The sequence below is a fragment of the Acinetobacter sp. CY05 genome, assembly GCF_059515805.1.
Window position 1 is genome coordinate 22,245 of record NZ_JCAKMW010000018.1, and the last position, 25,256, is coordinate 47,500.

A 25,256-nucleotide genomic window follows, 5' to 3' on the forward strand; every position below is an offset into this window, starting at 1 on the left:
GCAGTTATGCTGTGCATAGAGTAGGCTTAAAATTTCACAGCGATGAGTTCAGTACGACGCTATAATAAGCGTAATTTTTGCAGTGGGTTGAGATGATGTCGTATCAGCTTTGGCTAGGTTTTATGCTGGCATGTTGGGTGATTAGTATTTCGCCTGGCGCAGGGGCAATCGCTTCGATGTCAAGTGGACTCAACTATGGTTTTCGCCGTGGCTATTGGAATGCGTTGGGTTTGCAATTGGCCTTATTGGTGCAAATTGCGATTGTCGCTGCTGGGGCAGGGGTATTGTTTGCGACCAGTCCGTGGGCCTTTTTAGCGATTAAATGGTTTGGGGTGGCGTATTTGTTGTATTTGGCTTATTTACAATGGCGTGCGCCAGTACAATCCATTCAAATTGCACAAGACACCCAATTAAAGTCGCCTGTAAAACTTGTGCTCAGTGGCTTTTTAGTTAATATGAGTAATCCCAAAGCGATTGTATTCTTACTGGCGGTACTGCCACAATTTTTAGATTTATCACGGCCACAATGGCCACAGTATGTGATGATGGCCATCACCATGATTAGTATTGATTTGATCGTGATGGCGGGTTATACCGGATTGGCGGCCAAAGTGCTTCGCTTATTGAAATCACCCAAACAACAAAAAATTCTCAATAAAAGTTTTGCCACGCTGTTTGCAGGTGCAGCAATTTTACTCAGTTTGGTTCATCAATAAAAGAATAGCCCGACATCCTGTCGGGCTATTCTAGATGGGGGTAGGTTTAGGTATAACTCCTGTCGTACCTCACGTTCCTGATGTAAGAACTTATAATTATTGTTTTATGTTCCGGAACTTCCTGTTCCTGATGTAGTTAGAATAAGTCACAGCGAACTTTTGCCCAAGCGACGATTGGCACTATACGATGTAAGCTTTCACCTACAACATTGTAAGTTAAAAGCAAAAAAGCCACTGAAGGTGACTTTTTTAGGAATTTTTAGCTTTCAAGCGAGGGGAGGGGAGTGCTTTTACGCTATTTTGCGTAGTTTTTGTACGCTAAAGATCAGGGCAAACAGCATTGACATGGTAATGACAATACTTAAGCCACTTGAGATATTGAGACCTGCACTTGACCATAAACCAACACTGATACCCATTTGTGCCACTACAAAAGCCCAAATCAGCATTTGTTTAGGTGAGTGTGCCAACAGGCGTGCAGTCAAAGCGGGAATGACTAGTAATGCGCCCATGAGTAATGAACCAACAGCTTTAAGCGCCAATACAGTAAATAAAGCCAACAGTAACATAAACACTAAACGTTGCCATTTGGCATTAATCCCTTCACTGACTGCAATATCAGGGTCAATCGCAACTTGGATTTGTTGATGCCAATATTTATATAACACCACAAGTGCAGCAATGATGACGCAGGCAAAGACAGGTAAATCTGACCAAGCAATTTGCAGTAAGTCACCAAATAAATAGCTGAGCAGTTCAGGGCGTAAACTTGGAATATGTTGAATAAACAATAAACCTGAACACAGTAAAGTAGCCGAGCACAGTGCCAGTAGCGCATCGTTTGGTAGGCGTGGATCATGCAGGATCCAAAGAATGCCCACTAACAGCAGCGCAATAAAAGTCACGCCCATCCAAAGCGGTAAGCTCATCGCACCAGCAATGGCAACCCCCAATAAGGTACCATGCGCCATTGTATCGGCAAAAAATGACATACGGCGCCATAACATTAAACAGCCCAGTGGCGCGGTTAAAAATACCAAGAGTGTACCCATCGTCCATGCAGGTAACAGCAGTTGTAACCAATCCATCATGTTTTAAACTTCCGGTTCTGGGTGAATATGCGGGCGTGGATCATGTTGGCACGGCGTAGCTGAATCACCATGTGCACAATGGTCATGATGATGTTGGTAAAAGACGCGATTGGTGCCAAAAATTGCTTGGTATTCGGGGTGTTGCTGTACATTGGCAGGTGTCCCGCTGCAACAAATGTGTTTGTTTAAACACACCACACGATGCGTACCTTGCATCACCCATTGTAAGTCATGCGACACCATCAGCACGGCACAGCCATATTTGGCTGGTAAACTGCTGACGTAGTGGTACAGTTCAGCTTCAGACTGAATGTCTAAACCTTGCATCGGTTCATCTAGCACTAAGATATCCGGTTGGCGCAGTAAAGCGCGTGCAATTAGTACACGTTGCCGTTCGCCCCCTGAGAGTTGTTGAACCTTAGAGCGCTCAAGCTTGGCAATACCGGTATCACGAATAATTTGTTGCTTAATCTCAGCATCGCATTTTTCTAAGGCCAATAAATCACACACCCTAAGCGGCAAGCTATGTGAAGGATTAAACTTCTGTGGCACATAGGAAAATTTCAGCGCTTTATGGCTGATCACGTGTCCAGATTTGGGTTTAAGAATACCCAGTAACACCTTAATTAAAGTTGATTTTCCTGCACCGTTGGGACCAATTAAAGTCACAATTTCTTGAGGATGCAGACTAAAATCAACATTTTTTAAAATGTCACGTTCATCAATACGGACCTGAATGCCACGTAATTCAATTAATGGGTTATTCATTATTTTTGACACTGTTGGCAAATGCCAGAAATCTCAATAATGCTGTGATGTGGGGTAAAGCCATCATCATCGGCTAAAGATTTCAATTGTTGTAATAAGGTTTGTGCTGATGCCTCTTTAACCACTTTACATTCGGTACAAATTAAAAAAGCGGCCTGATGTCCTTCACGTGGATGACAACAAGGAATGTAAGCATTAATAGAGGTTAAACGATGGATTAAACCTTTTTCTAATAAAAAATCTAAAGTGCGATAGACGGTAGGCGGTGCAGCCGGACGATCAGATTGACCTTTAATTTTAGCCAATAGGTCATAAGCACCCATCGGGCCATTGGCATTTAAAATCAGTTCTAATACTTCTTTACGTAGTGGGGTTAGACGCGCGCCGCTATTGGCACACAGGCTTTCTGCTTCCGCAAGACGCGCTGCCACATTGTGATGATCGTGGACGCCGTGCAAGACATTGTGGTGTTCATGCGAACATAAGCTCATGCGCAAACCTCAGTTCAGAGAGTCAAGAAAAGTGGACATTAAATTTTAGCACGAAGCGCTTTGAGTTTCGATTACGCGTAGGTATTTTTGTCGAGTTGTTATATTATAACAACAGTTAAAAATTTAGCGATTTCTCCTCATGTCCCGTTTAATAGCATTTGTGTCACTGGCTTTGTTTACGAGTTTATCGTGGGCGCAAGGTCTAGTCGTGTCTACACAGCCGATCTATCTCATTGCCAAGGAAATTACCAAAGGAGTAGAAAAACCAACTTTGTTATTGGCGGAACAATCAGGACATGATGTCAGTTTAACGCCCAATCATCGTAAATTGATTCAAGATGCCTCGTTGGTATTGTGGTTAGGCAAAGCGCATGAAGCCCCTTTAGAAAAACTATTGGCCAATGATGGCAAAGCGATTGCGTTATTAGATTCGGGTATTTTACAAACCCTGCCGCTACGTAATACCCGCGGAGTGGCGATTAAAAACAGTGTAGATACCCATGTGTGGTTAGATCCAAATAATGCGGTACGTATTGGATTCTTTATTGCGGCGCTACGTTCACAACAAATGCCTGAAAAGCGTGAAATGTATTGGAATAATGCCAAACAATTTGCGCAAAGCATGTTATTAACTGCACAAAAATATACGCATAGTAGTACGGGTAAAAGCTATTGGGCTTATCATGATGCCTATCAATATTTAGAGCGTCCGCTCAAGCTGAAGTTTGCTGGTGCTTTAACCGATGATCCACATGTGGGGGCAACGGTTGCGCAAATTAAATATCTTAATGACAACCGTCCATATCGTAAAATGTGCTTACTTGCTGAAGGACATGCGAGCAAAAGTCAGTATCAAAAATTAGGCAATATCGTGTTTAGCACGGTAGATGAAAGCATGAGTCATGAGACGAATTTTGTGCAAGCGTGGCAATCATTGGCTGATAAAACTCATGAGTGCGTATTAAATGCACGAAAGTAAAGCAAAAAATATGCAAATTGCTAGGTTTATTGATTACATGCCAACATACAAAAAAACGCGACTAAGGTCGGGAAAAGATTGCATGTTCAGGGGTGTAACTCTATAATGCCTGCGATTAAAAACGATCATCAGCTAAACTTGTCAAGCGTCATTGCTGTGAGTGGATAAAAAATGAGCCGAACTAGTCGCTTGATTGACCGACGATTAGCGAAAGCTTTGGTCTTCTTACAAGCATGCATGATTCCTGTTTCAGCCTTGATAGGATGGGTTGTAAAAGACTCAACCGTGGCCTTAAGTGCAGCTTTAGGTGCATTTGTCTGTTGGCTCGCGAGTTGCTACTTTACGTGGCAATCTTTTCGTACAGCAGGCGCTCGAGCTTCTCAACAAGTTTATTTGAACATGTTTAGAGGCTTAATGGGTAAGTTTGCGATTGTGATCGTAGGATTCGTTTTGATTTTGAGTAATGTCGAACCGTTGTCAGCGGGGGCATTGTTCTGTGGTTTTATTCTCGTTCAAGCCATGTCGTGGGTCGCACCTTTTTGTGTGTCACGTCTAAAACGATGAGTATCAGCACAAGCAAAAATTGAAAAGTTTTTTGGAGTTGAGCGAGATATCAAGCAGCACGCGATGTTCGCTTATCTCTATATTAGTATTTGACATTGACCAGGTGTGATTTATGGCTGCTGAAGAACATGCCCTTACTTCGACCGAGTATATCAAGCATCACTTGACTAACATGACCTATGGCAAAATGCCAGACGGTTCGTGGAAGTTAGCTGAAAGTGCTGAAGAAGCTCAACAGATGGGGTTCACTGCTATTCATTTGGATTCAATGGGTTGGTCAATTGGCCTTGGTATCATTTTCTGTTTTCTGTTCTGGGTTGCAGCGAAAGCTGCAAACGCTGGTGTTCCGACCAAGTTCCAGTCTGCAATTGAAATGATTATCGAGTTCATTGACTCAAATGTTCGCGACACTTTTCATGGCAAATCGCGTTTAATCGCACCGCTTGCATTGACCATTTTCGTGTGGATTTTCCTCATGAACTTGATGGACTTAATCCCAGTTGACTTTATCCCGTATACAGCTCAATTGATCGGTGCACACGTATTTGGCATGGACCCGCATCACGTCTACTTTAAGATTGTTCCAACAACAGATATCAACGTGACTTTAGGTATGTCGTTGTCTGTTTTTGCTTTAATCTTCTTCTACGGTATTCGTGCGAAAGGTTTAGGTGGTTTTGCAGGCGAATTTGCATTCAACCCGTTTAGTTCAAATAATATTGTATTTAAAATTTTACTAGTTCCAGTAAATTTAGTTTTAGAGTTAGCTACTTTCCTAGCGCGTCCAGTTTCATTGGCTCTACGACTGTTTGGTAACATGTACGCAGGTGAGTTAATCTTCATCCTAATTGCATTATTACCGTTCTGGATCCAATGGGCATTGTCTGTACCTTGGGCAATTTTCCATATTCTTGTAATTACACTGCAAGCTTTCGTATTTATGATGTTGACCATCGTGTACTTAAGTATGGCAAGTGAAAAGCATTAATCGTATTTTTTTATCTAATTGTTCGTTAATGGTTAGATGATTATTAGTTTTGATTTAACCTAACATTTGAGGATTTTTTCATGGAATTAGTACTTGGTTTGTCTGCTATTGCAGTCGCAATCTTAATTTCTTTTGCTGCATTAGGTACTGGTATTGGTTTCGCACTATTAGGTGGTCGTTTCCTAGAAGCTGTTTCTCGCCAGCCTGAGCTTGCTCCACAACTTCAAACACGTATGTTCATCGTAGCGGGTCTTCTTGATGCGATCCCAATGATCAGTGTTGGTATTGGCTTATTTATCCTATTCGCTAATCCATTTGTAGGTTAATCAGCTTAATTCCGAAATTCACTATTTGAGGAATTTGCAATGAATATCAACCTCACATTGTTTGGCCAAGCGATTGCGTTTGCGATGTTTGTCGCATTCTGCATGAAGTTTGTATGGCCACCACTAATCAATGCGATTAGTGAGCGTCAGCGTAAAATTGCTGACGGCTTAAATGCGGCTGAGAAAGCAAAAGCTGACCTTGCGGATGCGCAAGCACAAGTAAAAGCTGAACTCGACGCAGCTAAAGCACAAGCGGCTCAATTGATCGAACAAGCGAACCGTCGCGGTGCGCAATTGGTAGAAGAAGCGCGTGCTCAAGCAGCAGCTGAAGGTGAGCGCATTCGTCAACAGGCTAAAGAAGCTGTTGATACTGAAATCAATGCGGCTCGCGAACAATTACGTCAACAAGTGGCTGCTCTTGCAGTAGCTGGTGCTGAGAAAATTCTTAGCCAGCAAGTTGATGCAGAAGCTCACAATGCCATGCTGACTCAGCTGGCTGCTAAACTTTAAGAGAGGCGGATTATGGCTGAACTCTTGACGTTGGCACGCCCTTACGCAAAAGCAGCATTTGCTTACGCTTCTGAGCAAAACGCAGCTGACTCTTGGTCAACTGCGCTTAACTTGCTCAGTGCTGCGGTGCAAGACGAAGCATTTTCAGCTTATCTAAATCGCCCTGAGCTTAATCCTGCTGAGCAGGTAAGTCTTTTTGCTAAAGTTTTAGGTGAAGACCAAACCGCAGCAGTGTCAAACTTTTTGACATTGCTTGCTGAAAATGGTCGTTTGAGTCTTCTACCTGAAATTGCAGCGGAATACGAACAGCTTAAATCACAGAATAACAATATTGTGGATGTCGTGATCGAATCGGCTTTTCCATTAACTTCTGTACAAGAACAACTACTTGCACATGCCTTAGAGAAGAAATTCCAAGCAGCAGTAAATGTTTCTGTAGAAGTGAACCCAGCGTTAATTGCGGGTGTTGTTATTCGTGCAGGCGACCAAGTGATAGATGATTCTGCGCTTAATAAGCTTGAAAAAATGCGGACTCGTCTTCTTGCGTAATTGCTCGAAGACTGAACTTTAAAAAGATTGAGGTATAGCGCAATGCAACAACTGAATCCATCCGAGATCAGTGCGCTCATTAAACAGCGTATCGGCGATCTGGACACCAGCGCAACCGCTAAAAACGAAGGTACCATTGTTATGGTATCTGACGGTATTGTGCGCATTCACGGTCTTGCTGACGCAATGTACGGTGAAATGATCGAATTCGACGGCGGCCTTTATGGTATGGCACTGAACCTAGAACAGGATTCAGTGGGCGTCGTTGTTTTAGGTAACTACTTAAGCCTTCAAGAAGGTCAAAAAGCGCGTTGCACAGGTCGTGTATTAGAAGTTCCGGTTGGTCCAGAACTTTTAGGCCGTGTAGTTGATGCTCTTGGTAACCCGATTGATGGTAAAGGCCCGATCGATGCAAAATTAACTGATGCTGTTGAAAAAGTAGCACCAGGCGTAATTTGGCGTCAATCAGTGGATGAACCTGTACAAACTGGTTATAAATCAGTAGATACAATGATTCCAGTTGGCCGTGGTCAGCGTGAGTTGATCATTGGTGACCGTCAAACTGGTAAAACAGCGATGGCGATCGATGCGATTATCGCACAGAAGAATTCTGGCATTAAATGCGTATACGTAGCTGTTGGTCAAAAACAATCAACAATCGCGAACGTTGTACGTAAGTTAGAAGAAACTGGCGCTATGGCGTATACAACTGTTGTAGCAGCAGCGGCAGCGGATCCAGCAGCAATGCTTTTCCTTGCTCCGTACTCTGGCTGTACAATGGGTGAATACTTCCGTGACCGCGGTGAAGACGCATTAATTATTTATGATGATTTGTCTAAGCAAGCTGTTGCTTACCGTCAAATTTCATTGTTATTACGTCGTCCACCAGGTCGTGAAGCGTATCCAGGTGACGTATTCTATCTTCACTCACGTCTTCTTGAGCGTGCTTCGCGCGTTTCTGCTGACTATGTTGAGAAATTCACCAACGGTGAAGTTAAAGGCCAAACTGGTTCTTTAACTGCATTACCGATTATTGAAACTCAAGCGGGTGACGTATCTGCATTCGTACCAACAAACGTAATTTCGATCACTGACGGTCAGATCTTCTTAGAAACATCATTATTCAACGCAGGTATTCGTCCTGCTGTGAACGCGGGTATCTCTGTATCTCGTGTTGGTGGTTCTGCGCAGACTAAAGTGATCAAAAAACTGTCTGGCGGTATCCGTACTGCTCTTGCACAGTACCGTGAATTAGCAGCGTTTGCTCAGTTCGCTTCTGACCTTGATGAAGCAACTCGTAAGCAACTTGAACACGGTCAACGCGTAACTGAGTTAATGAAGCAAAAACAATACGCTCCATACTCAATCGCTGACCAAGCTGTTTCAATTTATGCATCTAACGAAGGCTACATGGCTGACGTAGAAGTGAAGAAAATCGTAGACTTTGATGCTGCGTTAATTTCTTACTTCCGTTCAGAGCACGCTGCGTTAATGCAAAAAATTGATGAGACTGGTGCTTGGGATAAAGACATCGAAGCAGCATTCAAATCAGGTATTGAAACGTTCAAAGCGACTCAAACTTACTAATTTCAACAATTGTTGGATTTAGTGTTGGTTTGGTTCACGGAATCAACCTTCGGAGGCTCGAAAGGGCCTTCGAATACTAGGTTAAGCGTATGGCAAATTTAAAAGAAATTCGCGCCAAAGTAGCTAGTATCAAAAGCACGCAGAAAATTACTCGCGCGATGCAGATGGTGGCAGCTTCTAAGATGCGTCGTGCGCAAGAGCGCATGGCTCAAGGCCGTCCGTATGCCGAAAATATGCACCGTGTAATTGCTCATTTGGTTCAAGCGAATCCTGAATATAAACACCGTTATATGGTTGAACGTCCTGTAAAGCGCGTTGGCTATATTATCGTGTCTTCAGATCGCGGCCTTGCTGGTGGTTTGAACATTAACTTGTTCAAAAAAGTGGTTAAACACGTTCAACAGCAACAAGAGCAGTCAATTGAAGTTCAATTTGCTTTGATTGGTCAAAAAGCGGTTTCGTTTTTTAAAAACTACGGCGGTAAAGTGCTTGGCGCAACGACGAATGTCGGCGATGCACCAAGTCTTGAACAGTTATCTGGTTCTGTACAGGTGATGTTAGACGCTTATGATAAAGGCGAGTTAGATCGCATTTATTTAGTGTCTAACGGCTTTGTCAACGCCATGACTCAAAACCAAAAGATCGAACAACTCGTTCCTTTAGCAGCTGCTGAAGAAGGCGAGAGTCTGAACCGTCAATACGGTTGGGACTACATCTATGAGCCAGGAGCTGAAGAGCTTTTAAATGGCTTATTGGTTCGTTACATCGAGTCTGTGGTGTATCAAGGTGTGATCGAAAACATCGCGTGTGAGCAGTCTGCTCGTATGGTTGCAATGAAAGCTGCAACAGATAACGCGGGTGAGTTGATCAAGAACCTACAACTTATTTATAACAAGCTGCGTCAAGCCGCGATTACTCAGGAAATCTCTGAGATCGTTGGTGGTGCCGCTGCCGTTTAACATATATTAGTTTGAATTGAGGAGACAGCAATGAGTAGCGGTCGTATCATTCAGATCATCGGCGCGGTTATCGACGTCGAGTTTGAACGTAACAGCGTTCCTAAGATCTATGACGCTCTCCAAGTTGACGGTACTGAAACTACATTAGAAGTTCAGCAACAACTTGGTGATGGCGTAGTTCGTACTATTGCAATGGGTTCTACTGAAGGCCTTAAGCGTGGTTTGAACGTAACTAACACACAAGCGCCGATCTCTGTACCAGTAGGTACAGCATGTTTAGGCCGTATCATGGACGTTCTTGGTCGCCCGATCGATGAAGCTGGTCCTGTTGCGACTGAAGCGCGTTTACCAATTCACCGCTCTGCGCCTTCTTATGCAGAACAAGCGGCTTCTACTGACCTTTTAGAAACTGGTATTAAAGTCATCGACTTACTATGCCCGTTCGCGAAAGGTGGTAAAGTTGGTCTGTTCGGTGGTGCCGGTGTTGGTAAAACTGTAAACATGATGGAGTTGATCAACAACATCGCGAAAGCACACTCAGGTTTATCTGTGTTTGCTGGTGTTGGTGAGCGTACTCGTGAAGGTAACGACTTCTATCACGAGATGAAAGACTCAAACGTTCTTGACAAAGTAGCGATGGTTTACGGTCAGATGAACGAGCCACCAGGTAACCGTTTACGCGTAGCGTTAACTGGTCTTACTATGGCTGAGTACTTCCGTGACGAGAAAGACGAAAACGGTAAAGGCCGTGACGTATTATTGTTCGTAGACAACATCTACCGTTATACACTAGCAGGTACTGAAGTATCAGCACTTCTAGGTCGTATGCCATCTGCAGTAGGTTACCAACCGACTCTTGCAGAAGAGATGGGTGTTCTTCAAGAACGTATTACATCGACTAAGTCTGGTTCTATTACGTCAATCCAAGCGGTATACGTACCTGCCGATGACTTAACAGATCCATCACCTGCAACTACGTTCGCTCACTTAGACGCAACTGTAGTATTAAGCCGTGATATCGCATCTCAAGGTATTTACCCTGCGATCGACCCGCTTGACTCTACTTCACGTCAGTTAGACCCACTTGTTGTAGGTCAAGAGCACTATGCAATTGCACGTCAAGTTCAAAACGTTCTTCAACGTTATAAAGAATTGAAAGACATTATTGCAATTCTTGGTATGGACGAATTGGCTGAAGAAGACAAACTTACTGTATACCGTGCACGTAAGATCCAACGTTTCTTCTCTCAACCGTTCCACGTAGCTGAAGTATTTACTGGCGCGCCTGGTAAACTTGTACCACTTAAAGACACAATCCGTGGCTTTAAAGGTCTTCTAGCTGGTGAATACGACCACATCCCAGAACAAGCGTTCTACATGGTTGGTGGTATTGACGAAGTTATTGCTAAAGCTGAGAAACTTTAATTAGTTCCCTAATTTAGGAGATTCTCATGGCGACTATGCAATGTGATGTTGTAAGTGTTCAAGAGTCTTTGTACTCAGGCACAATCAGCATGATTATCGCAAAAGGTGCTAGTGGTGAACTCGGTATTATGCCTGGTCATACACCATTGGTAACTTTGCTCAAGCCTGGCGCGATTCGTGTTGTGCTTGAAAATGGTACAGAAGAGTTGATCTATGTATCTGGTGGTGTTCTAGAAGTTCAACCGCATGTTGTTACGGTGCTTGCAGATACTGCAGTCCGTGCAGAAAACTTAGATGAAGCAGCAATTATTGAAGCACGTAAAAATGCTGAAAACTTGCTTGCAAATCAAAAGAGCGATTTGGACGCTGCTGCTGCATTAGCTGCTCTTGCAGAAACTGCTGCTCAGTTAGAAACGATCCGCAAAATCAAAAACCGCGCTCAATAAGAGACGGTTTAAGATTGAAAAAACCACCCGCAAGGGTGGTTTTTTTATGGCTTGAATTAATGAATCAAATAATATTTAACTTCTGCAATGACTTGATGAGAAGTTCCTTATGAAGATTTGGATCCATTCCTTGTTTCATTTGTATATTTAGAACATAAGGAATAACTTCACGATTTGCAGTTTCAATCCATCCAACAAGCCAACCGACATCGTATGGTTGAGTTGTTCCCCAACCTGTTTTGCCATACAGCTTGTAACTTGGATGAGTTTCAATGAGCAACATTTCACTGACAGTCTGTTGCACTTCAGGTCTAAAGGGCAAGGTATTGTGTGAAAGTTTAGTAATAAAGCCTAAAAACTGACGAGGGCTAATTTCTAAGGGGCCATCAAGCCAAAAACGATCAATCACATCGCCCATGGTTTCATTACCATAATGCAGGCGTTTTAACTCCGCCTGCATAAGTTTGCAACCAATACGCTTGGCGATCTCTTGATATACAGGCACAGTAGATAACTGCATAGCTTCAACCATACTCATGTCTTTTTGCCAATGTGTATAGGCACGAGGCTGACCATCCCATTTAAAAATTTCGTTGGGATTGCTTTTATGATATTCAAGCGCAACCAATGCATTGAATATTTTAAAGCTCGAAGCAGGAATAAAGAATTGATCTGCCCTATGCAGCTGATTTCCTGTAATCACTATTTGATCATTTTTTTGAAATAACAACACACCTGCAGTATTGGCTTTGGTAAAGCTCTGTGCAATATCCTGCTGAATTTGGCTTAGGCGCTGTGCATCAGTTTGAACACTTGGCGCTGATGAGACACAAGCGGTCAGCAAAATTGTGCTACACAGAATGGTGAGTAAGGCGGTACTTTTTTTCATATTTAAGAGATGTATTTTGTGGTGACGCAAGAGAAAATTTTCTATTGCTCATCATTTTGATTAGATAAATCGCTTGATAGCCTTGGCTCTGCTTTATTATTTCAAAGTTTTACTACTTAAGCTCAAGATAAAAGAATTTTTAATTAAAGCACAGTGAAAGTTTGAACGTGCATTTAATCATGAAAGCTTTTTTATGCTATACATTTATTTTTTACAACATCACAATTAAAAAATGAAGCTGATCCAACAACAACCCCATTTTTGGGAACTTTATCAACAACAAGACCAATATTATTTAGGCTTTGCCGTAGATACAGGCGATGCGATGCACTGCTGGCATTTACAATTAACTCAGCAGCAAATTTTAGCTTACCAAGAGCAGGGTAGAGCCGCCATAGAGCAACTTGCCAAAGATTTTAGCCACCAAGTCTACCAAGCCAATTTTAAACAACTAAAAGCACAGCAAGTTGACCCACTAACAGAAGCAAAGATGCAGGTTGCGTTTAAGGCATGGCGTCAAACAGCATCAAATACTTGAATTGAAAACTCGCCATTACCTATAATTTTGACCTGATATATTGCGCTAAAGCCTTCGCGCAATGTTGGCTTTTCAAGTTTTCTATAGGTTGCTCGTACGCCAATTTCAGGAATCTGGGCTTTAGCTATTCGCTGATTATTTCTAATTAAAGTACTTTTTAAATCGGTATCAAAATAATAAGCAATCACTTCAAAACCAGCAGCTTTTGCTCGCGCGATATAACGACTGCGTGCCTCGATATTTATGTTGGTGTTATCAATCACCATTTTAGTTTTAGAAGCTAGAGCGGCTTCAAAGAGCAAATTTTCACGGTGCCTTGTTTTGAGCATATCTAAATTTAAACGTAAATGTGTAGTATAAAAATACTGCTGATAAAAGGTCGATTTACCCGAAGCTTGTACGCCACAAAAAATAATTAATTGCATCAAAATAAGCTGCTTTTATAACACTAAGAGCAGCATAGGGTGGTTTTCACATAAGCACAAGTTGCTTATTTTTCAGGGAATTCTTGGCGTTTACCTCCGCCATAGGTTGCAAAGCGTGCTTGTTCACGTTTAAAAGTAGGTGCAGAACTTGGCCATGGCCAATTGCCAAATTGGGTCGCGCGATAACGACGAAAAGCAGCATCAAGTTCTTGTTCACTATTTAAAACAAAAGGCCCACGCATGGCTACAGGTGCGCCAATTGGTTCGCCTTCTAACCATAAAATTCGTGCTTCTTTATCACCCGCGGTTAAGGTGACCTCTACATCAGCTTGAAGCTCAATGAGATGCTTAAACTTCACTGTTTGACCAAATAATTCAAGATTTGAGCCTTGATAGAAATAGGCAAAACGCGTTGAAGTTGCAGTGGTTGCAGGTAGGGTCACTTGAGCATGTGCTGGAATTTGTAGCAGGAAAATATTGACGTGATTTTCTTGTGCTGCTGCCCAAGAGTGTGGCGGACGGGGAAGTGCTTTTTGATCATGTAATCGCCCTGAAATAACGCGAATATCAGTGGTTTGACCATTGGCATCTTTTAAATAGACATGCGGAATGTGTTCACGCCACAGCATTTTATAATCTGGATCTTGTTGTTTTTGTTCGGGTGATGAATTAAACCAAATTTGAAACAATTCCATGGTATTGGCGCGATCTTCATGAATTAAAGGAAACATTTCACAATGTTCAATCCCATTGCCTGTGGTCAGCCATTGCACGTCGCCTGCGGCATAACGTCCGCCATTGCCTAAAGAATCAAAATGATCCACCACACCTTGCTCTACTAGGGTGATAGTTTCAAAACCAGTATGCGGATGTTCAGGAAAACCTGGGACAGTCTCGCCATAGTGCATGCGATATTCATGATTTAAGGCAGGATGTTGAGGACCTAAATCAGCATTGCCTTCAGGAAAATAATCAATATGATGCGCGGTAAAGATAAAAGGGTCTTTGAGATCTAAACGAAATTCTACTGGGACAATAGAATAGATAGCCTGTTGCATACAGCTCTCCTTGCCTTTTTAATTTATTGTTATGCTAGCAAGCTGGTTATTTTTTCGTGTTGTACTATGGCTATTGGGTTGTATAAAGTCAGTGAAGCCTATGCTTAGGCTTCACTGTCATATGTCTTAAGATTCAGCTTCTTTTTGTGGCAGTAGCAGACCTGCTAGTTTCAGCATCTCAGCTTGTACATTGCCCATTTGTGCCTCAATTTGCTTAAAATCAACTTGGCTAAAATTGAGTTGACCGTTTAGAAACTCGGAGGCTAACACTTTTTCATTGGCCTCAATAATATTGTGGCGAATGTCGGCAATTTCCTGACTTTTTAGATCAAGGCTATTTAAAGCTTGGTTAAAGCCTGTTAATTGACTATGTAAATTTTTGGCAGCAGCCTCTAATTTTTCATGATCTTGTAAATCAACTGCTTGTTGCAAGTCAGTTTGGGTCTGTTGCAAGTCAGCAATGTAACTACCTGCTTTTAACTGTACATCAGCAACGTCGCGTACCATATAAAACATACTGCCTGATTTGAGTTCACTGGTTTGCGCTGTTGTTTCTTCAGTCACCTGTTGTTCTAAATTGACATTGGTTTCAGGCTGGGCAGTTGCTTCAGGGGCAGGGGTTTGGCCACAGCCCAGCATTACAAGACCAAAACTAAATAACACAATTGGCGTTGCCATGCTTTGCAAAATCTTTCTCATGCCTAATTAGATCCAATATTCAATGTATAGAGTAAGATACGACAGAAATATGACAACAATATGGATTGTTGCAAAGGCATAACAAAAAATAAAAAAGAGTGCCTAAGCACTCTTTTTTTCAGCAAGATCATTTGAAAGACTTGATAGATGTTGGAATATATAGTCACCGTCAATATTCATCCAATGCAACAACTTGTATTGAATAAAAAGTAAAGTATCTAAGAGGTATAGATACTTTACGGAATGTATAATTTATTTGGCTAATTCAGCTGCAATGGCATCGCTAATACGCGCATCATCTGCGGCAATGTCTGGAGCAAAACGTGCCACCACTTCACCATTTTTATTGACCAAGAATTTCTCAAAGTTCCAAAGCACTTCAGGCGGTTGATTTGGTGTTAAACCATAATCAGTTAAATCTTTCACCCATGGACCTTCACCAATACGCTCCGGAATTGCTTGGGTTAATGCTTGGTAAAGCGGGTGTTTATCTTCGCCGACAACCGTAATTTTGCTAAACAATGGGAAATCAATTTGGTAATTTACACTACAAAATTGTTGAATTTCTTCATTACTTCCTGGTTCTTGTGCCAAGAAATCATTAGATGGAAAAGCTAAGATTTCTAAGCCAGCGCTTTTTTGATCATTGTAAAGTTTTTGTAGGCCTTCGTATTGTGAGGTGAGGCCACATTTAGAAGCCACGTTTACAATCAGCAGCACTTTACCTTGATATTGATTTAATGTGGTTTCTGCGCCATTGATGGTGACTACAGGAATATTGTATACAGAAGTCATTATGACTGATCCTTATTTGTTTTTAAGCAACTGATGTTGTAGCGAGAAAATGCGATACGAGCAAGTGAAAACTTGTACAGCTGATCTAGAAAAGCCCGCTAAAATGGCAGCAAGTTAAAATAAGATGCTGTGCTATGACCACACCCACTGCCACTACTCAGACTCATTCAATTTGGTTATATAGTTTTCCGCTGATTCCAGTGGTGATTTGGGCGCTGAATATGGTGGTTACACGTTATGCTGCTCATGTGATTGAGCCAGTGAGTATTAGTTTTTGGCGTTTACTGATTGCCTTAATGGTTATCGCACCTTTTGTATTTAAAGCACTCATCCAACAAAAACAGCAAGTGTTTGCACATTTGGGTCAGCTAACTGTGTTGGCAAGTCTGGCCATGCTGATTTATCAGTGTTTGTCTTATTGGGCAGGGCATAGTACCACTGCCACTAATATGAGCATTATCAATGCTTTTATTCCTATTTTTACCATTTTCGTCAGCTTCATTATTCTGACTGAAAAGCCCAATCAATACGGAATATTTGGAAGTATCCTCTCTATCACAGGTTTACTATTTTTAATATCACGAGGTCAACCAATGACTTTATTGCAGGGCATTTTTCATTTTGGTGATGGCCTAATGATTATTGCGGTGCTGAGCTATGCACTATATGGCGTGTTATTACGTGCCTGGCAATTGCCTTTAAATTTAGGGGTGAGTTTATTTGCACAAACACTCTTGGCCCTACTCCTGCATATCCCTTTGTTATTGGTGTTTGGTTTGCAACCCTTAGATCAAGCTAATGTGAGCAGTGTGATGTATGCGGCGCTACTTCCTTCAATTGTGGCACCATTTATGTGGATGAAAGCTATGCAAACTTTGGGACCTAATCGTTCAAGTATGTTTACGAATTTGGGGCCCATTATTACCGCACTTGTGGCTTATTTTTATTTGGGTGAGCAGTGGATGTATTACCATACATTAGGTACCATCATGGCCATTGCAGGCGTGATGTTGGCGCAAAAGAAAAATTAAGGACAATACAATGAAACAAAGCCGGATGGCTTGGTGGGCAGTGTTATTACCCATTGGTGCAGTATTAATTTGGTCATTAAATATTGTGGTGACACGTTACGTCACTGAATTTATTGAACCTATCAGTATTAGTTTTTACCGATGGTTTATTGCATGGCTCATTTTGAGCCCATTTATGCTACTACCTGTGTGGCAGCAACGTCAGCAGATTAAGCCTGCTCTTGGCAAGATTGCTATTCTGAGTGCTTTTGGCATGTTGCTGTATCAAGGTCTGGCCTATAGTGCGGCGCATTATACGACGGCCACCAATATGGGCTTAATTAATGCTTTCATCCCTATTTTTACCATTTTTGTGGCGCTGCTGATTTTAAAACAACGCCCTAACCGTTATGCGGTTATTGGCAGTGCGTTATCTTTTTTAGGCTTATTATATGTGATTGGCCAAGGACAATTGGCGGCAATACTCAGCCTCGGTCAGCATAGTGGCGATCTTGTTATGCTACTAGCAGTGTTTTTCTATGCTTTTTATGGAGTATTTTTAAAGAAGTGGCAATTGTCTTTGCCACTGATGATCATGCTGTATATGCAAATCTGTTTCGCGGTCCTGTATCACTTACCCTTCATCGCGTATATAGGCCTAGATACATTAACGAGCGCCAATATTTTAAGCGTATTATATGCAGCGGTTTTTCCATCTTTGCTAGCACCTTTACTGTGGATGCTAGCCATTCAAAAATTAGGCCCCAATAGCACCAGCATTTTTATGAATTTAATGCCAATTTTTACCGCTATGATCGCCTATGTTTGGCTCAATGAAGCATGGACCATCTATCACAGCATAGGAGGTGGGGTGATTTTGGCAGCCGTTTTTTTAGCACAGCGTAAAGCTTGAGTCTAAAAATTAAGCAGCCACATGGCTGTAAAAAATATTTTTATTGAAGTTGTTCTAAAAGAACTTCAGTTTTTCAAATATGGAAAATTGATAATTCTTTTAAAACTAAATACAAAATAGTCAGATACGTTGAACAAATAGGTAAAAATATAATTAGCTAATACATTTTATATATTAATTGAGTTTAAAAATATATTTGTTAAAAACAAGTGATTAGAACATAATACCGCCATCGCAAATACTTAAGTAATTCTTAAAGATCTTAAGTAGGCACCAGATTGAAAGACCCTCTGGATGTGATTTACACATCCTTTTTATGCTCAGCCGTCCCTATATGGCTGAGCTTTTTTTTGCCTAAAATTTAATGATTTAGGCTCGAATCACTGCACCTGTTTCAGCGTCTAAAATGCGACTTGGTTCACGGCTTAAGCCTAAATCACCATTTAAATAATTTAATTCTTGGGCGAAATATTGACTAGCATCTTGTAAAGAACGTGCAGGTTCAAGTCCTGCTGGATTGGCACTGGTAGAGACGATAAAACCATCAAAAGCATTGCATAGTGCTACGCATAAAGGATGCGTCGTAACACGTACCGCGACCTTTGGATGATTGCCTTTGATCCACGTTGGAATTTCATTGGTCGCAGGCAATAGCCATGTGGTGGCACGTTCGTTGGCACTGCGATTGGTCCATGAGGCAATCACTTGTTCACGAATACTCGTTTGCAAATGTGCCAACAAAGGTTCCACTTGATGCAGACTGGCAGCCAGTAAAATTACCCCTTTTTCCATCGGACGCTGTTTTAAGCGTAAGATCTCTAAAAATGCCTGTTCGTTATATGGGTCACAACCTAGACCCCAAACAGCCTCTGTAGGGTAAGCTAAAACTTGTCCTTGTTTGAGACATTGTGCCGCTTCAGCAACAGAGGTCGTAATCATATACATCTTTCCCTTAACTTGATGGATGGAAAGACTATTGTGAACCTTATTGACCTGAACCACAACGCAGGTATAAACCTGACTGTTGCATCGCTAACCCAAGGAGTTCAAGTTCCATTAATTGGCCTGTTAAGCTGGCTGCATGGTCATTTAATTTCAAACACAGTTGGTCTAAATCCTGACCTTGCCAATCGAGTACGGCGTAGAGCGCTGCTAAATGTTCAGGTACAACAGTCTTGCTGGTTTTAGGCAGTAGAGGGGGTGTGCGATCAGAGACGTTTGATTTGCGCTGGCTCTGTTGTTGATGTTGCCATGTAGTGGCTAAAGCTAAGTCTTCAAGCACTTGTTCAGGATGATCCACTAAGGTTGCGCCTTCACGAATGAGTAAATGGCAACCTTGATGATACTCATCATAGATATAACCTGGAATTGCAAAAATATGTTTACCTTGTTCCGCAGCAATTTTAGCAGTAATGAGCGAGCCACTTTTTAAAGTTGCTTCAGCCACAATAATACCTAGGCTTAAACCACTGACAATTCGGTTACGCCGTGGAAAATGATGTTGTAAGGGCTGAGTGAAGGGTAAAAGTTCACTAATCACTGCACCACCTTGGGCAATGATTTGTTGTCTTAATTGCAAATGTTGGCTGGGGTAGGTTGTTTCTAAGCCAGTGGCAATAACCGCCAAGGTACGCCCATGTAGTAAGCCACCTTTATGTGCAGCTTCATCAATCCCTAAGGCTAGACCGCTATTAATATAAAATCCTTTTTCACTTAAATAATACGCAAAATCATAAGCTACTTGTCGGCCATGTGGACTGGGTTTACGACTGCCTACAATCGCAATTTGTGCTTCATTTAAAATAGAGACATCACCCTGACCAAATAAAATAGGTGGCTTGTCATTATAGGTGTTGAGTTGTTGTGGATAGTCAGCATCATCTAAACACAGTACAAAATCACTATGTTGCTGAATAAGGTCTAAAGTTTTTTGGAAATGATCTTGAACGGCAGCTTGTTCAAAGTCTTGAACACGTTTTAGATGGCTGCGATGTAAATTCAAGCTGGCCCAGTCATGTCGCGCTGTAAAGGCGGCTTGGACTGAGCCATAATGCTGGATGAGTTTATAAAAACTCGATAAGGAATGTTGCACCAAATACCAGAGACGTATGGTATCAAGTTGATTCTGTGAGAGTTGCTGCAACATACCTCACCTCACTTTAGAGATTAGTCATCACTGTCCGGTGCCACTAAATGAGCACCGACTTTAATGGGTAATTCACTATTTAGAATATAGCCATAGCTGAATTGATCAAAGGTTTTAAAGACCATGACATGCCCAATACGTTGTCCTGGGAGCTGAATCCGTTCTTTGGTTTTTGGATCGGTGACAATTTCGCCTTGTTGTGAAAGTGCAAAAACATGGCCACTTTGTACGCCGTGTTGGCTACCACGATCTAAAGTGACGACGCTACCTTGAGCTGCTGTACCAATTGAACCTTGTACACGAATCACTTTACCCTCTGGCACGACATGATCTGCCTCTACAGGGTAGAACAAAGTTGGCAACATTGGGTCGTAAATTGGTAAAACACGATCACCACGACGGACTTCGTAGTTGTAAGTGTCGGTAATTTCTAGGGTGGTTATATCATCCGTATTTTTGCTGGCAATGGCTGTCGCGACTTGTGTCAGTTCTAAAGCAATTGGATATTTGCGTCCTTTCGCATCTACTGCTGTATAAGGTTCACCTTCACGGTAAATTGCATAGCGTTGACCTGATTCTAAACCAGCACCACGTGCATAAACTGTTTGTCCTTTGGCTGCTAACACACGTTGATCAGCTGCACCCACAATATAAGGCGTTGCATCTAGTGCATCAGGGCCAATAATATGTGAGCGTTCTAAAAAGTTTTTGATATCATCTAAGGCAATTACAGGAATGGCATTGTTAGTCGATTCTAAACGCACTTGAGGTCTTAAGTTTTGACTGCCTAAGTAGCGATTAATAATGCCTTCACAACCATCACCTTCATCTTTACCCAAAATTGGACGACCTTGATAATCGCACATTAAGAGGCGGTCACCAGGGAAAATCCAATGCGGATTTTTGACATGTTTATTGCTGGCCCAAATTTCACGCCAGCGTAGCGGATTTTTTAAAAAACGTTTTGAAATGTCCCACAAGGTATCGCCTTTTTTGACAATATACACGTTGGGTGCATTGGCTTTTAAAGCAGGTGGATTAATATTACGTGCCGGTGCAGCTTCAGCGACACTGATAAAAGCCAGCCCCAAACTGGTACATATTGCAACAGCCAATAATTGCTGCTTAAACCCCAAGACACGAAAAATAGCAGTGTCTGTCAAAACCTTTTTCATTATCATAATTCCTAAAATTATGTATGTAGTTGCGTTATAATAACGATCTTACACACAATTTTCTGATGAAGCATTCCTTCATTGGGTTTTTTAATTCAATGGCAGAATTGAGGACGCAGTATGGCCTTGTTACCTATTTTAAGTTTCCCGGATCCCCGTCTTCGTACCATTGCGAAACCTGTCGAAGAAGTTACTGATGAAATTCGTCAGCTTGCTGCAGATATGTTTGAAACGATGTATGCAGCGCCCGGCATTGGCTTGGCTGCGACCCAAGTTGACCATCATATTCAATTGATCGTGATGGATTTATCTGAGAACAAAGATCAACCTTTGGTTTTCATTAATCCAAAAATTACCCCACTGACCACAGAGACCCAACCGTATGAAGAGGGCTGTTTATCAGTGCCCCAAATATACGACAAAGTTGAGCGTCCGTCACGCGTAAAGATCGAAGCAATTAACCTTGAAGGTCAAGCATTTGAGATGGAAGCAGATGAACTTCTGGCAGTTTGTATTCAGCATGAAATGGATCACTTAAACGGTAAACTTTTTGTCGATTATCTCTCACCACTCAAACGTCAACGTGCACGTGAGAAAGTGGAAAAAGTGTTACGTCAACGTCAAAAAGTGCAACGTTAAGCAAAGAGGCTGCTTTTTTCTGCCACTTTGTTATACTTAAACCCATACTCAAGGTATGGGTTTTTGTTTTTGTATCAGCGCAGTGCTTTACTGCTGTCTTTTGCAGCCGTGTTTTTACAGATTGCTGTGTTTTTACAGCCTTTATTGCCAGCACATTATCAAGTGGCGCCGGTCTGTGAAACTATTGCCCAAGCTTTACTGCATTCACATTCAGAAACACATGCACATCATCACGCTGTAGAGCAACAACATGAGCATCAGCATCATGATGCTAATCATCAGTGCCAATATTGTACGGTATATGGCAATTTAGTTTTACCACCTGAATTATCGGTTAAGGAAGTACTAGACCGTATTCAAGTGCGTTTTGCTGCTTGGCAAAATAATGCCGCCTATGTTTGGTTTGTTTTACAACGTCTATTCTTACTGCCCCAAGGGCGAGCTCCACCACTTTTTGCATAAATTTCGATCAATTTTTTAGGGTCTTTGCTGGCTCTAGCCTACTCGTATTTATGTTTTAAGTGAGATGATCATGACATCAGGTCAGTTTTTATTACAGCCTCTAGCGGCTGCCATGGCGATCGCCTATTCAAGTACAATTTTTGCGGCTCAAAATTCAGAAAATCAGCCTCTATCCTTAGCGCCAATTGTGGCAACAGCACAGCAAGGCAATGATGCCCATGGTTTAATTGTACGCGCTGATCCTAAACAGCCGATTCAACCTATTCCAGCTGCAGATGGAGCAGATTATTTGCAAAGTATTATGGGATTTAGCGCCGTGAATAGTGGTGCAGGTACCAATGGTGATGTGACCTTCCGCGGTATGTTTGGTTCAAGAATTAAAATTTTGACCGATGGTACAGAAAACCTTGGTGCTTGCCCAAGTCGAATGGACTCGCCAAGCTCGTATATTTCACCTGAAAGTTATGATCAAATTTCAGTGATTAAGGGGCCACAAACCGTACAATATGCCAATACGGGTTCTGCGGCTACAGTGATTTTTGAAAGACGTCCAGAGCAATTCTCACAGGATCACAATTATCGTGGTCAAGCCAGTGTTGTGGTTGGTTCTTATGGCCGCTTAGACCATAACATTGAAGCTGCTGTGGGCGATGAACACAAATATATCCGTTTAAATACCAATCGTTCTGTATCGGACAGTTATCAAGACGGTCATGGTACAACAGTGCCCTCGGATTGGCAGCGTTGGAATGCTGATCTGGCTTTTGGCTGGACACCAAATCAAGATACTTGGTTAGAGTTGACCGCAGGTAAGGCTGATGGTGAAGCGGTGTATGCTGGACGCGCGATGGATGGATCTAAATTTGCCCGTGAGAGTTTAGGCCTACGTGCTGAAAAGAAAAACTTAACTGATCATGTAAAAAAGCTCGAAGCTCAAGTGAATTACAACTTTAATGATCATGTGATGGATAACTTTAGCTTGCGAGAGTTTAACCCTGCAGGCGGTATGAAAATGCCAATGGCCACCAATGTTGCACGCCAAACTTTAAATGCCCGAGTGGCCATGACTACAGAGTGGGATAAGCTGCAATTGATCAGCGGCTTAGATAGTCAACGTAATCGTCATAGCATTCGTAAAGGTATGCATAACAGTTATAAGGATCTGCCACGCGAAACTGATATGCAGTTTCAATCTTATGGTGCTTTTACGGAACTAAGCTATGACTTAGGTGACGATAATCGTGTGGTCACAGGGCTGCGTGTTGATCAGGTTCAGGTCCAAGATCAACGTGCGAGTACTCAAACAGGTTTAAATCGTGAACGAGAGCAGACTTTACCTAGCGCTTTTATCCGTTTTGAAAACATTCATCCCGAACACGATGACGGCAAAACCTATATTGGCTTAGGGTATGTAGAGCGTATGCCGGATTACTGGGAGTTATTTAGTCCAAAATCAGGTAATGGTCATCTCAACACCTTTAACCATGTGGATACTGAAAAAACTTTACAGCTCGATCTTGGCTATCAACATCATCATGCGGGTTGGAATTCTTGGGTATCGGCTTATGCAGGTTTAGTGCAGGACTATGTTTTAACCACTTATCAGGCAACAGGGATGATGGGGGCAGAGGCACATAGTCGTAATGTAGACGCTACAATTGCAGGTGCAGAAGCCGGTATTGGCTATCAATTTACTGATGTAATCTCTGCAGATCTAAGTGCGATGTATGCTTGGGGTGAAAATACCACTGACCATACTGCTTTGCCACAAATTGCACCTCTAGAGGCGCGTATTAATTTGCGTTATAGCCAAGATAAATATAACTTAGGACTACTCTGGCGTATGGTTGATGATCAAGACCGTGTCAGTGTCGGTGAGGGAAATATTGTGGGTTATGACCTGAAGCCAAGTCATGGTTTTGGCACACTCGCAGTCAATGCGACCTATCATTTAAGACAGGGTGTTGATCTGGCAGTCGGAATTGATAATGTATTAGATAAAAGCTATGCCGAACACTTAAATAAAATGGGTAATGCTGGCATTGGCTTAGCGGGTAATGAGCAATTTAATAATATTGGCCGTAATTATTGGGCACGTCTAAGTATGAAGTTCTAAAACTATGTCACAAGCCAAAGCCGATTTTTCGCTTTGGCTTGTTCTTGGCTCTGATCAGAATCAAAAACAGCTGTTTTGCATTGATTTAACTGAAAAAAACTAGATTCTAAAACCAAAAGGAATCAATTTGGTATAAATTATTAAAAATATTTTCCCATAAAAATCATTGTCTTATATTTTTTGAGTTGATTTAATCAACATTTAATTAAAAAAGAGCTTGTTAGTGTTACATTTTTATTTATAATGCTCATCCATCGGCAGTGATTGAAATAAATTGCTTGACTCTTGTGAGAATAAGAGTATTATAGCCGACTACTTGCTTCTGACGAAGATGCAAGAAAATCATTAAGAGATTATGAAGAACAACTTGTGTGGATTTTTACTGGTTGATCAATCGAATATATTTTCATTGATAATTGGTAAGAATTTCTCGAAGTTTATTTGAGCAAATTTTTTGTCAGTAATTGATGAGCCAAGATTGGTGCCCTATAGGCACTATTGATTTTAAACTGAAGAGTTTGATCATGGCTCAGATTGAACGCTGGCGGCAGGCTTAACACATGCAAGTCGAGCGGATGAAGGTAGCTTGCTACTGGATTCAGCGGCGGACGGGTGAGTAATGCTTAGGAATCTGCCCATTAATGGGGGACAACAGTTGGAAACGACTGCTAATACCGCATACGCCCTACGGGGGAAAGCAGGGGATCTTCGGACCTTGCGTTAATGGATGAGCCTAAGTCGGATTAGCTAGTTGGTGGGGTAAAGGCCTACCAAGGCGACGATCTGTAGCGGGTCTGAGAGGATGATCCGCCACACTGGGACTGAGACACGGCCCAGACTCCTACGGGAGGCAGCAGTGGGGAATATTGGACAATGGGCGAAAGCCTGATCCAGCCATGCCGCGTGTGTGAAGAAGGCCTTTTGGTTGTAAAGCACTTTAAGCGAGGAGGAGGCTACTTAGATTAATACTCTAGGATAGTGGACGTTACTCG

At 42.0% G+C, this 25,256-nt stretch carries 28 protein-coding genes and 1 rRNA gene (1 of these 29 only partly in view); 18 read left to right on the forward strand and 11 right to left on the reverse strand.

All coding sequences use genetic code 11. The features are described 5' to 3' along the window. Nucleotides 1-95: 95 nt before the first annotated feature. On the forward strand, nucleotides 96-716 hold the full coding sequence (locus AC5YCD_RS12300) for a LysE family transporter (protein ID WP_496130307.1): 621 nt from the start codon (nucleotides 96-98) through the stop codon (nucleotides 714-716). A 290-nt stretch (nucleotides 717-1,006) separates the two neighbouring features. Here AC5YCD_RS12300 and znuB read toward each other — a convergent pair whose 3' ends face one another. Genes znuB through AC5YCD_RS12315 form a run of 3 tightly spaced genes read right to left on the reverse strand, consistent with a single transcriptional unit; the run spans nucleotide 1,007 to nucleotide 3,066 of the window. Continuing rightward, the gene (gene znuB, locus AC5YCD_RS12305; RefSeq protein WP_496130308.1) at nucleotides 1,007-1,807 is read right to left on the reverse strand and encodes a zinc ABC transporter permease subunit ZnuB; all 801 of its coding nucleotides are present in this window, start codon (nucleotides 1,805-1,807) and stop codon (nucleotides 1,007-1,009) included. A 3-nt stretch (nucleotides 1,808-1,810) separates the two neighbouring features. Next, a complete protein-coding gene (gene znuC / locus AC5YCD_RS12310; protein ID WP_496130309.1) occupies nucleotides 1,811-2,575 on the reverse strand; it encodes a zinc ABC transporter ATP-binding protein ZnuC in 765 nt (254 codons plus the stop codon). After that, nucleotides 2,575-3,066, reverse strand: a complete 492-nt coding sequence (locus tag AC5YCD_RS12315; RefSeq protein ID WP_496130310.1) for a transcriptional repressor — start codon at nucleotides 3,064-3,066, stop codon at nucleotides 2,575-2,577. The genes znuC and AC5YCD_RS12315 overlap by 1 nt, the downstream gene beginning before the upstream one ends. Before the next feature lie 139 nt (nucleotides 3,067-3,205). Here AC5YCD_RS12315 and AC5YCD_RS12320 point away from each other — a divergent pair, with 139 nt between their 5' ends. The 10 genes from AC5YCD_RS12320 (at nucleotide 3,206) to AC5YCD_RS12365 (ending at nucleotide 11,399) form a co-directional block, all read left to right on the forward strand. After that, nucleotides 3,206-4,045: a metal ABC transporter solute-binding protein, Zn/Mn family gene (locus AC5YCD_RS12320; RefSeq protein ID WP_496130311.1), complete on the forward strand. Its 840-nt coding sequence runs from the start codon at nucleotides 3,206-3,208 to the stop codon at nucleotides 4,043-4,045. 171 nt (nucleotides 4,046-4,216) lie between these two features. Beyond that, the gene (locus tag AC5YCD_RS12325; protein ID WP_496130312.1) at nucleotides 4,217-4,609 is read left to right on the forward strand and encodes an ATP synthase subunit I; all 393 of its coding nucleotides are present in this window, start codon (nucleotides 4,217-4,219) and stop codon (nucleotides 4,607-4,609) included. Between the two features lie 112 nt (nucleotides 4,610-4,721). After that, on the forward strand, nucleotides 4,722-5,597 hold the full coding sequence (gene atpB / locus AC5YCD_RS12330; RefSeq protein ID WP_496130313.1) for a F0F1 ATP synthase subunit A: 876 nt from the start codon (nucleotides 4,722-4,724) through the stop codon (nucleotides 5,595-5,597). An 80-nt stretch (nucleotides 5,598-5,677) separates the two neighbouring features. Next, complete coding sequence (gene atpE, locus AC5YCD_RS12335) at nucleotides 5,678-5,923, forward strand: F0F1 ATP synthase subunit C (RefSeq protein WP_104989258.1); 246 nt, start codon at nucleotides 5,678-5,680, stop codon at nucleotides 5,921-5,923. 39 nt (nucleotides 5,924-5,962) lie between these two features. Beyond that, entirely contained in the window at nucleotides 5,963-6,433 is a 471-nt protein-coding gene (locus AC5YCD_RS12340) for a F0F1 ATP synthase subunit B (protein ID WP_496130314.1), read from the forward strand. A gap of 12 nt (nucleotides 6,434-6,445) precedes the next feature. Further along, a complete protein-coding gene (locus tag AC5YCD_RS12345) occupies nucleotides 6,446-6,982 on the forward strand; it encodes a F0F1 ATP synthase subunit delta (protein WP_496130315.1) in 537 nt (178 codons plus the stop codon). Between the two features lie 42 nt (nucleotides 6,983-7,024). Further along, entirely contained in the window at nucleotides 7,025-8,569 is a 1,545-nt protein-coding gene (gene atpA, locus AC5YCD_RS12350; protein ID WP_496130316.1) for a F0F1 ATP synthase subunit alpha, read from the forward strand. Nucleotides 8,570-8,658: 89 nt separating this feature from the next. Continuing rightward, nucleotides 8,659-9,528, forward strand: coding sequence for a F0F1 ATP synthase subunit gamma (gene atpG / locus AC5YCD_RS12355; RefSeq protein WP_496130317.1), 870 nt, complete (start codon nucleotides 8,659-8,661; stop codon nucleotides 9,526-9,528). A 30-nt stretch (nucleotides 9,529-9,558) separates the two neighbouring features. After that, nucleotides 9,559-10,953, forward strand: a complete 1,395-nt coding sequence (gene atpD, locus AC5YCD_RS12360; RefSeq protein WP_496130318.1) for a F0F1 ATP synthase subunit beta — start codon at nucleotides 9,559-9,561, stop codon at nucleotides 10,951-10,953. A 26-nt stretch (nucleotides 10,954-10,979) separates the two neighbouring features. Beyond that, nucleotides 10,980-11,399: a F0F1 ATP synthase subunit epsilon gene (locus tag AC5YCD_RS12365; protein WP_496130319.1), complete on the forward strand. Its 420-nt coding sequence runs from the start codon at nucleotides 10,980-10,982 to the stop codon at nucleotides 11,397-11,399. Between the two features lie 64 nt (nucleotides 11,400-11,463). On the opposite strand, the gene blaOXA is transcribed toward AC5YCD_RS12365, so the two are convergent. Next, on the reverse strand, nucleotides 11,464-12,288 hold the full coding sequence (gene blaOXA, locus AC5YCD_RS12370) for a class D beta-lactamase (protein ID WP_496130320.1): 825 nt from the start codon (nucleotides 12,286-12,288) through the stop codon (nucleotides 11,464-11,466). Nucleotides 12,289-12,520: 232 nt separating this feature from the next. Between blaOXA and AC5YCD_RS12375 the strand changes: the two genes are divergently transcribed. Further along, nucleotides 12,521-12,826: a hypothetical protein gene (locus AC5YCD_RS12375; RefSeq protein ID WP_496130321.1), complete on the forward strand. Its 306-nt coding sequence runs from the start codon at nucleotides 12,521-12,523 to the stop codon at nucleotides 12,824-12,826. Here the strand turns inward: AC5YCD_RS12375 and AC5YCD_RS12380 are convergent. From AC5YCD_RS12380 to AC5YCD_RS12395, 4 genes are all read right to left on the reverse strand, one after another. Continuing rightward, nucleotides 12,805-13,251 carry an AAA family ATPase gene (locus AC5YCD_RS12380; protein ID WP_496130322.1) on the reverse strand — a complete coding sequence of 149 codons (447 nt, stop codon included), beginning with the start codon at nucleotides 13,249-13,251 and terminating at the stop codon, nucleotides 12,805-12,807. The genes AC5YCD_RS12375 and AC5YCD_RS12380 overlap by 22 nt on opposite strands. A 65-nt stretch (nucleotides 13,252-13,316) precedes the next feature. Then, nucleotides 13,317-14,309, reverse strand: a complete 993-nt coding sequence (locus AC5YCD_RS12385) for a pirin family protein (RefSeq protein WP_496130323.1) — start codon at nucleotides 14,307-14,309, stop codon at nucleotides 13,317-13,319. A gap of 126 nt (nucleotides 14,310-14,435) precedes the next feature. Further along, complete coding sequence (locus AC5YCD_RS12390) at nucleotides 14,436-15,008, reverse strand: PM1805 family lipoprotein (RefSeq protein ID WP_496130324.1); 573 nt, start codon at nucleotides 15,006-15,008, stop codon at nucleotides 14,436-14,438. A gap of 252 nt (nucleotides 15,009-15,260) precedes the next feature. Then, nucleotides 15,261-15,806: a glutathione peroxidase gene (locus AC5YCD_RS12395; protein WP_496130332.1), complete on the reverse strand. Its 546-nt coding sequence runs from the start codon at nucleotides 15,804-15,806 to the stop codon at nucleotides 15,261-15,263. Between the two features lie 131 nt (nucleotides 15,807-15,937). Between AC5YCD_RS12395 and AC5YCD_RS12400 the strand changes: the two genes are divergently transcribed. Together AC5YCD_RS12400 and AC5YCD_RS12405 are read left to right on the forward strand one after the other, a co-directional pair. Continuing rightward, entirely contained in the window at nucleotides 15,938-16,834 is an 897-nt protein-coding gene (locus AC5YCD_RS12400) for a DMT family transporter (RefSeq protein WP_496130325.1), read from the forward strand. A gap of 10 nt (nucleotides 16,835-16,844) precedes the next feature. Continuing rightward, nucleotides 16,845-17,726: a DMT family transporter gene (locus tag AC5YCD_RS12405; RefSeq protein ID WP_496130326.1), complete on the forward strand. Its 882-nt coding sequence runs from the start codon at nucleotides 16,845-16,847 to the stop codon at nucleotides 17,724-17,726. Nucleotides 17,727-18,095: 369 nt separating this feature from the next. Here AC5YCD_RS12405 and tsaC read toward each other — a convergent pair whose 3' ends face one another. The 3 genes from tsaC to AC5YCD_RS12420 are packed head-to-tail and all read right to left on the reverse strand — an operon-like array spanning nucleotide 18,096 to nucleotide 21,047. Beyond that, entirely contained in the window at nucleotides 18,096-18,665 is a 570-nt protein-coding gene (gene tsaC / locus AC5YCD_RS12410) for an L-threonylcarbamoyladenylate synthase type 1 TsaC (RefSeq protein ID WP_496130327.1), read from the reverse strand. Nucleotides 18,666-18,711: 46 nt separating this feature from the next. Continuing rightward, nucleotides 18,712-19,872, reverse strand: coding sequence for a DNA-processing protein DprA (gene dprA / locus AC5YCD_RS12415; protein ID WP_496130328.1), 1,161 nt, complete (start codon nucleotides 19,870-19,872; stop codon nucleotides 18,712-18,714). A 20-nt stretch (nucleotides 19,873-19,892) separates the two neighbouring features. Further along, complete coding sequence (locus AC5YCD_RS12420) at nucleotides 19,893-21,047, reverse strand: LysM peptidoglycan-binding domain-containing protein (protein WP_496130329.1); 1,155 nt, start codon at nucleotides 21,045-21,047, stop codon at nucleotides 19,893-19,895. 120 nt (nucleotides 21,048-21,167) lie between these two features. Here AC5YCD_RS12420 and def point away from each other — a divergent pair, with 120 nt between their 5' ends. From def to AC5YCD_RS12440, 4 genes are all read left to right on the forward strand, one after another. Next, entirely contained in the window at nucleotides 21,168-21,686 is a 519-nt protein-coding gene (gene def, locus AC5YCD_RS12425; protein ID WP_496130330.1) for a peptide deformylase, read from the forward strand. A gap of 69 nt (nucleotides 21,687-21,755) precedes the next feature. Further along, the gene (locus AC5YCD_RS12430) at nucleotides 21,756-22,148 is read left to right on the forward strand and encodes a DUF2946 domain-containing protein (RefSeq protein WP_496130333.1); all 393 of its coding nucleotides are present in this window, start codon (nucleotides 21,756-21,758) and stop codon (nucleotides 22,146-22,148) included. 70 nt (nucleotides 22,149-22,218) lie between these two features. After that, a complete protein-coding gene (locus tag AC5YCD_RS12435) occupies nucleotides 22,219-24,264 on the forward strand; it encodes a TonB-dependent copper receptor (protein ID WP_496130334.1) in 2,046 nt (681 codons plus the stop codon). 506 nt (nucleotides 24,265-24,770) lie between these two features. Then, nucleotides 24,771-25,256: ribosomal RNA gene (locus tag AC5YCD_RS12440) — 16S ribosomal RNA — on the forward strand (it continues 1,051 nt past the right edge of the window).

What these genes read in the sequence shown, in the direction of transcription:
- AC5YCD_RS12300 (WP_496130307.1), top strand. Translation starts at nt 96, where the DNA reads ATGTCGTATCAGCTTTGGCTAGGTTTTATGCTGGCATGTTGGGTGATT.
- znuB (WP_496130308.1), bottom strand. Translation starts at nt 1,807, where the DNA reads ATGATGGATTGGTTACAACTGCTGTTACCTGCATGGACGATGGGTACA.
- znuC (WP_496130309.1), bottom strand. Translation starts at nt 2,575, where the DNA reads ATGAATAACCCATTAATTGAATTACGTGGCATTCAGGTCCGTATTGAT.
- AC5YCD_RS12315 (WP_496130310.1), bottom strand. Translation starts at nt 3,066, where the DNA reads ATGAGCTTATGTTCGCATGAACACCACAATGTCTTGCACGGCGTCCAC.
- AC5YCD_RS12320 (WP_496130311.1), top strand. Translation starts at nt 3,206, where the DNA reads ATGTCCCGTTTAATAGCATTTGTGTCACTGGCTTTGTTTACGAGTTTA.
- AC5YCD_RS12325 (WP_496130312.1), top strand. Translation starts at nt 4,217, where the DNA reads ATGAGCCGAACTAGTCGCTTGATTGACCGACGATTAGCGAAAGCTTTG.
- atpB (WP_496130313.1), top strand. Translation starts at nt 4,722, where the DNA reads ATGGCTGCTGAAGAACATGCCCTTACTTCGACCGAGTATATCAAGCAT.
- atpE (WP_104989258.1), top strand. Translation starts at nt 5,678, where the DNA reads ATGGAATTAGTACTTGGTTTGTCTGCTATTGCAGTCGCAATCTTAATT.
- AC5YCD_RS12340 (WP_496130314.1), top strand. Translation starts at nt 5,963, where the DNA reads ATGAATATCAACCTCACATTGTTTGGCCAAGCGATTGCGTTTGCGATG.
- AC5YCD_RS12345 (WP_496130315.1), top strand. Translation starts at nt 6,446, where the DNA reads ATGGCTGAACTCTTGACGTTGGCACGCCCTTACGCAAAAGCAGCATTT.
- atpA (WP_496130316.1), top strand. Translation starts at nt 7,025, where the DNA reads ATGCAACAACTGAATCCATCCGAGATCAGTGCGCTCATTAAACAGCGT.
- atpG (WP_496130317.1), top strand. Translation starts at nt 8,659, where the DNA reads ATGGCAAATTTAAAAGAAATTCGCGCCAAAGTAGCTAGTATCAAAAGC.
- atpD (WP_496130318.1), top strand. Translation starts at nt 9,559, where the DNA reads ATGAGTAGCGGTCGTATCATTCAGATCATCGGCGCGGTTATCGACGTC.
- AC5YCD_RS12365 (WP_496130319.1), top strand. Translation starts at nt 10,980, where the DNA reads ATGGCGACTATGCAATGTGATGTTGTAAGTGTTCAAGAGTCTTTGTAC.
- blaOXA (WP_496130320.1), bottom strand. Translation starts at nt 12,288, where the DNA reads ATGAAAAAAAGTACCGCCTTACTCACCATTCTGTGTAGCACAATTTTG.
- AC5YCD_RS12375 (WP_496130321.1), top strand. Translation starts at nt 12,521, where the DNA reads ATGAAGCTGATCCAACAACAACCCCATTTTTGGGAACTTTATCAACAA.
- AC5YCD_RS12380 (WP_496130322.1), bottom strand. Translation starts at nt 13,251, where the DNA reads ATGCAATTAATTATTTTTTGTGGCGTACAAGCTTCGGGTAAATCGACC.
- AC5YCD_RS12385 (WP_496130323.1), bottom strand. Translation starts at nt 14,309, where the DNA reads ATGCAACAGGCTATCTATTCTATTGTCCCAGTAGAATTTCGTTTAGAT.
- AC5YCD_RS12390 (WP_496130324.1), bottom strand. Translation starts at nt 15,008, where the DNA reads ATGAGAAAGATTTTGCAAAGCATGGCAACGCCAATTGTGTTATTTAGT.
- AC5YCD_RS12400 (WP_496130325.1), top strand. Translation starts at nt 15,938, where the DNA reads ATGACCACACCCACTGCCACTACTCAGACTCATTCAATTTGGTTATAT.
- AC5YCD_RS12405 (WP_496130326.1), top strand. Translation starts at nt 16,845, where the DNA reads ATGAAACAAAGCCGGATGGCTTGGTGGGCAGTGTTATTACCCATTGGT.
- tsaC (WP_496130327.1), bottom strand. Translation starts at nt 18,665, where the DNA reads ATGATTACGACCTCTGTTGCTGAAGCGGCACAATGTCTCAAACAAGGA.
- dprA (WP_496130328.1), bottom strand. Translation starts at nt 19,872, where the DNA reads ATGTTGCAGCAACTCTCACAGAATCAACTTGATACCATACGTCTCTGG.
- AC5YCD_RS12420 (WP_496130329.1), bottom strand. Translation starts at nt 21,047, where the DNA reads ATGAAAAAGGTTTTGACAGACACTGCTATTTTTCGTGTCTTGGGGTTT.
- def (WP_496130330.1), top strand. Translation starts at nt 21,168, where the DNA reads ATGGCCTTGTTACCTATTTTAAGTTTCCCGGATCCCCGTCTTCGTACC.
- AC5YCD_RS12435 (WP_496130334.1), top strand. Translation starts at nt 22,219, where the DNA reads ATGACATCAGGTCAGTTTTTATTACAGCCTCTAGCGGCTGCCATGGCG.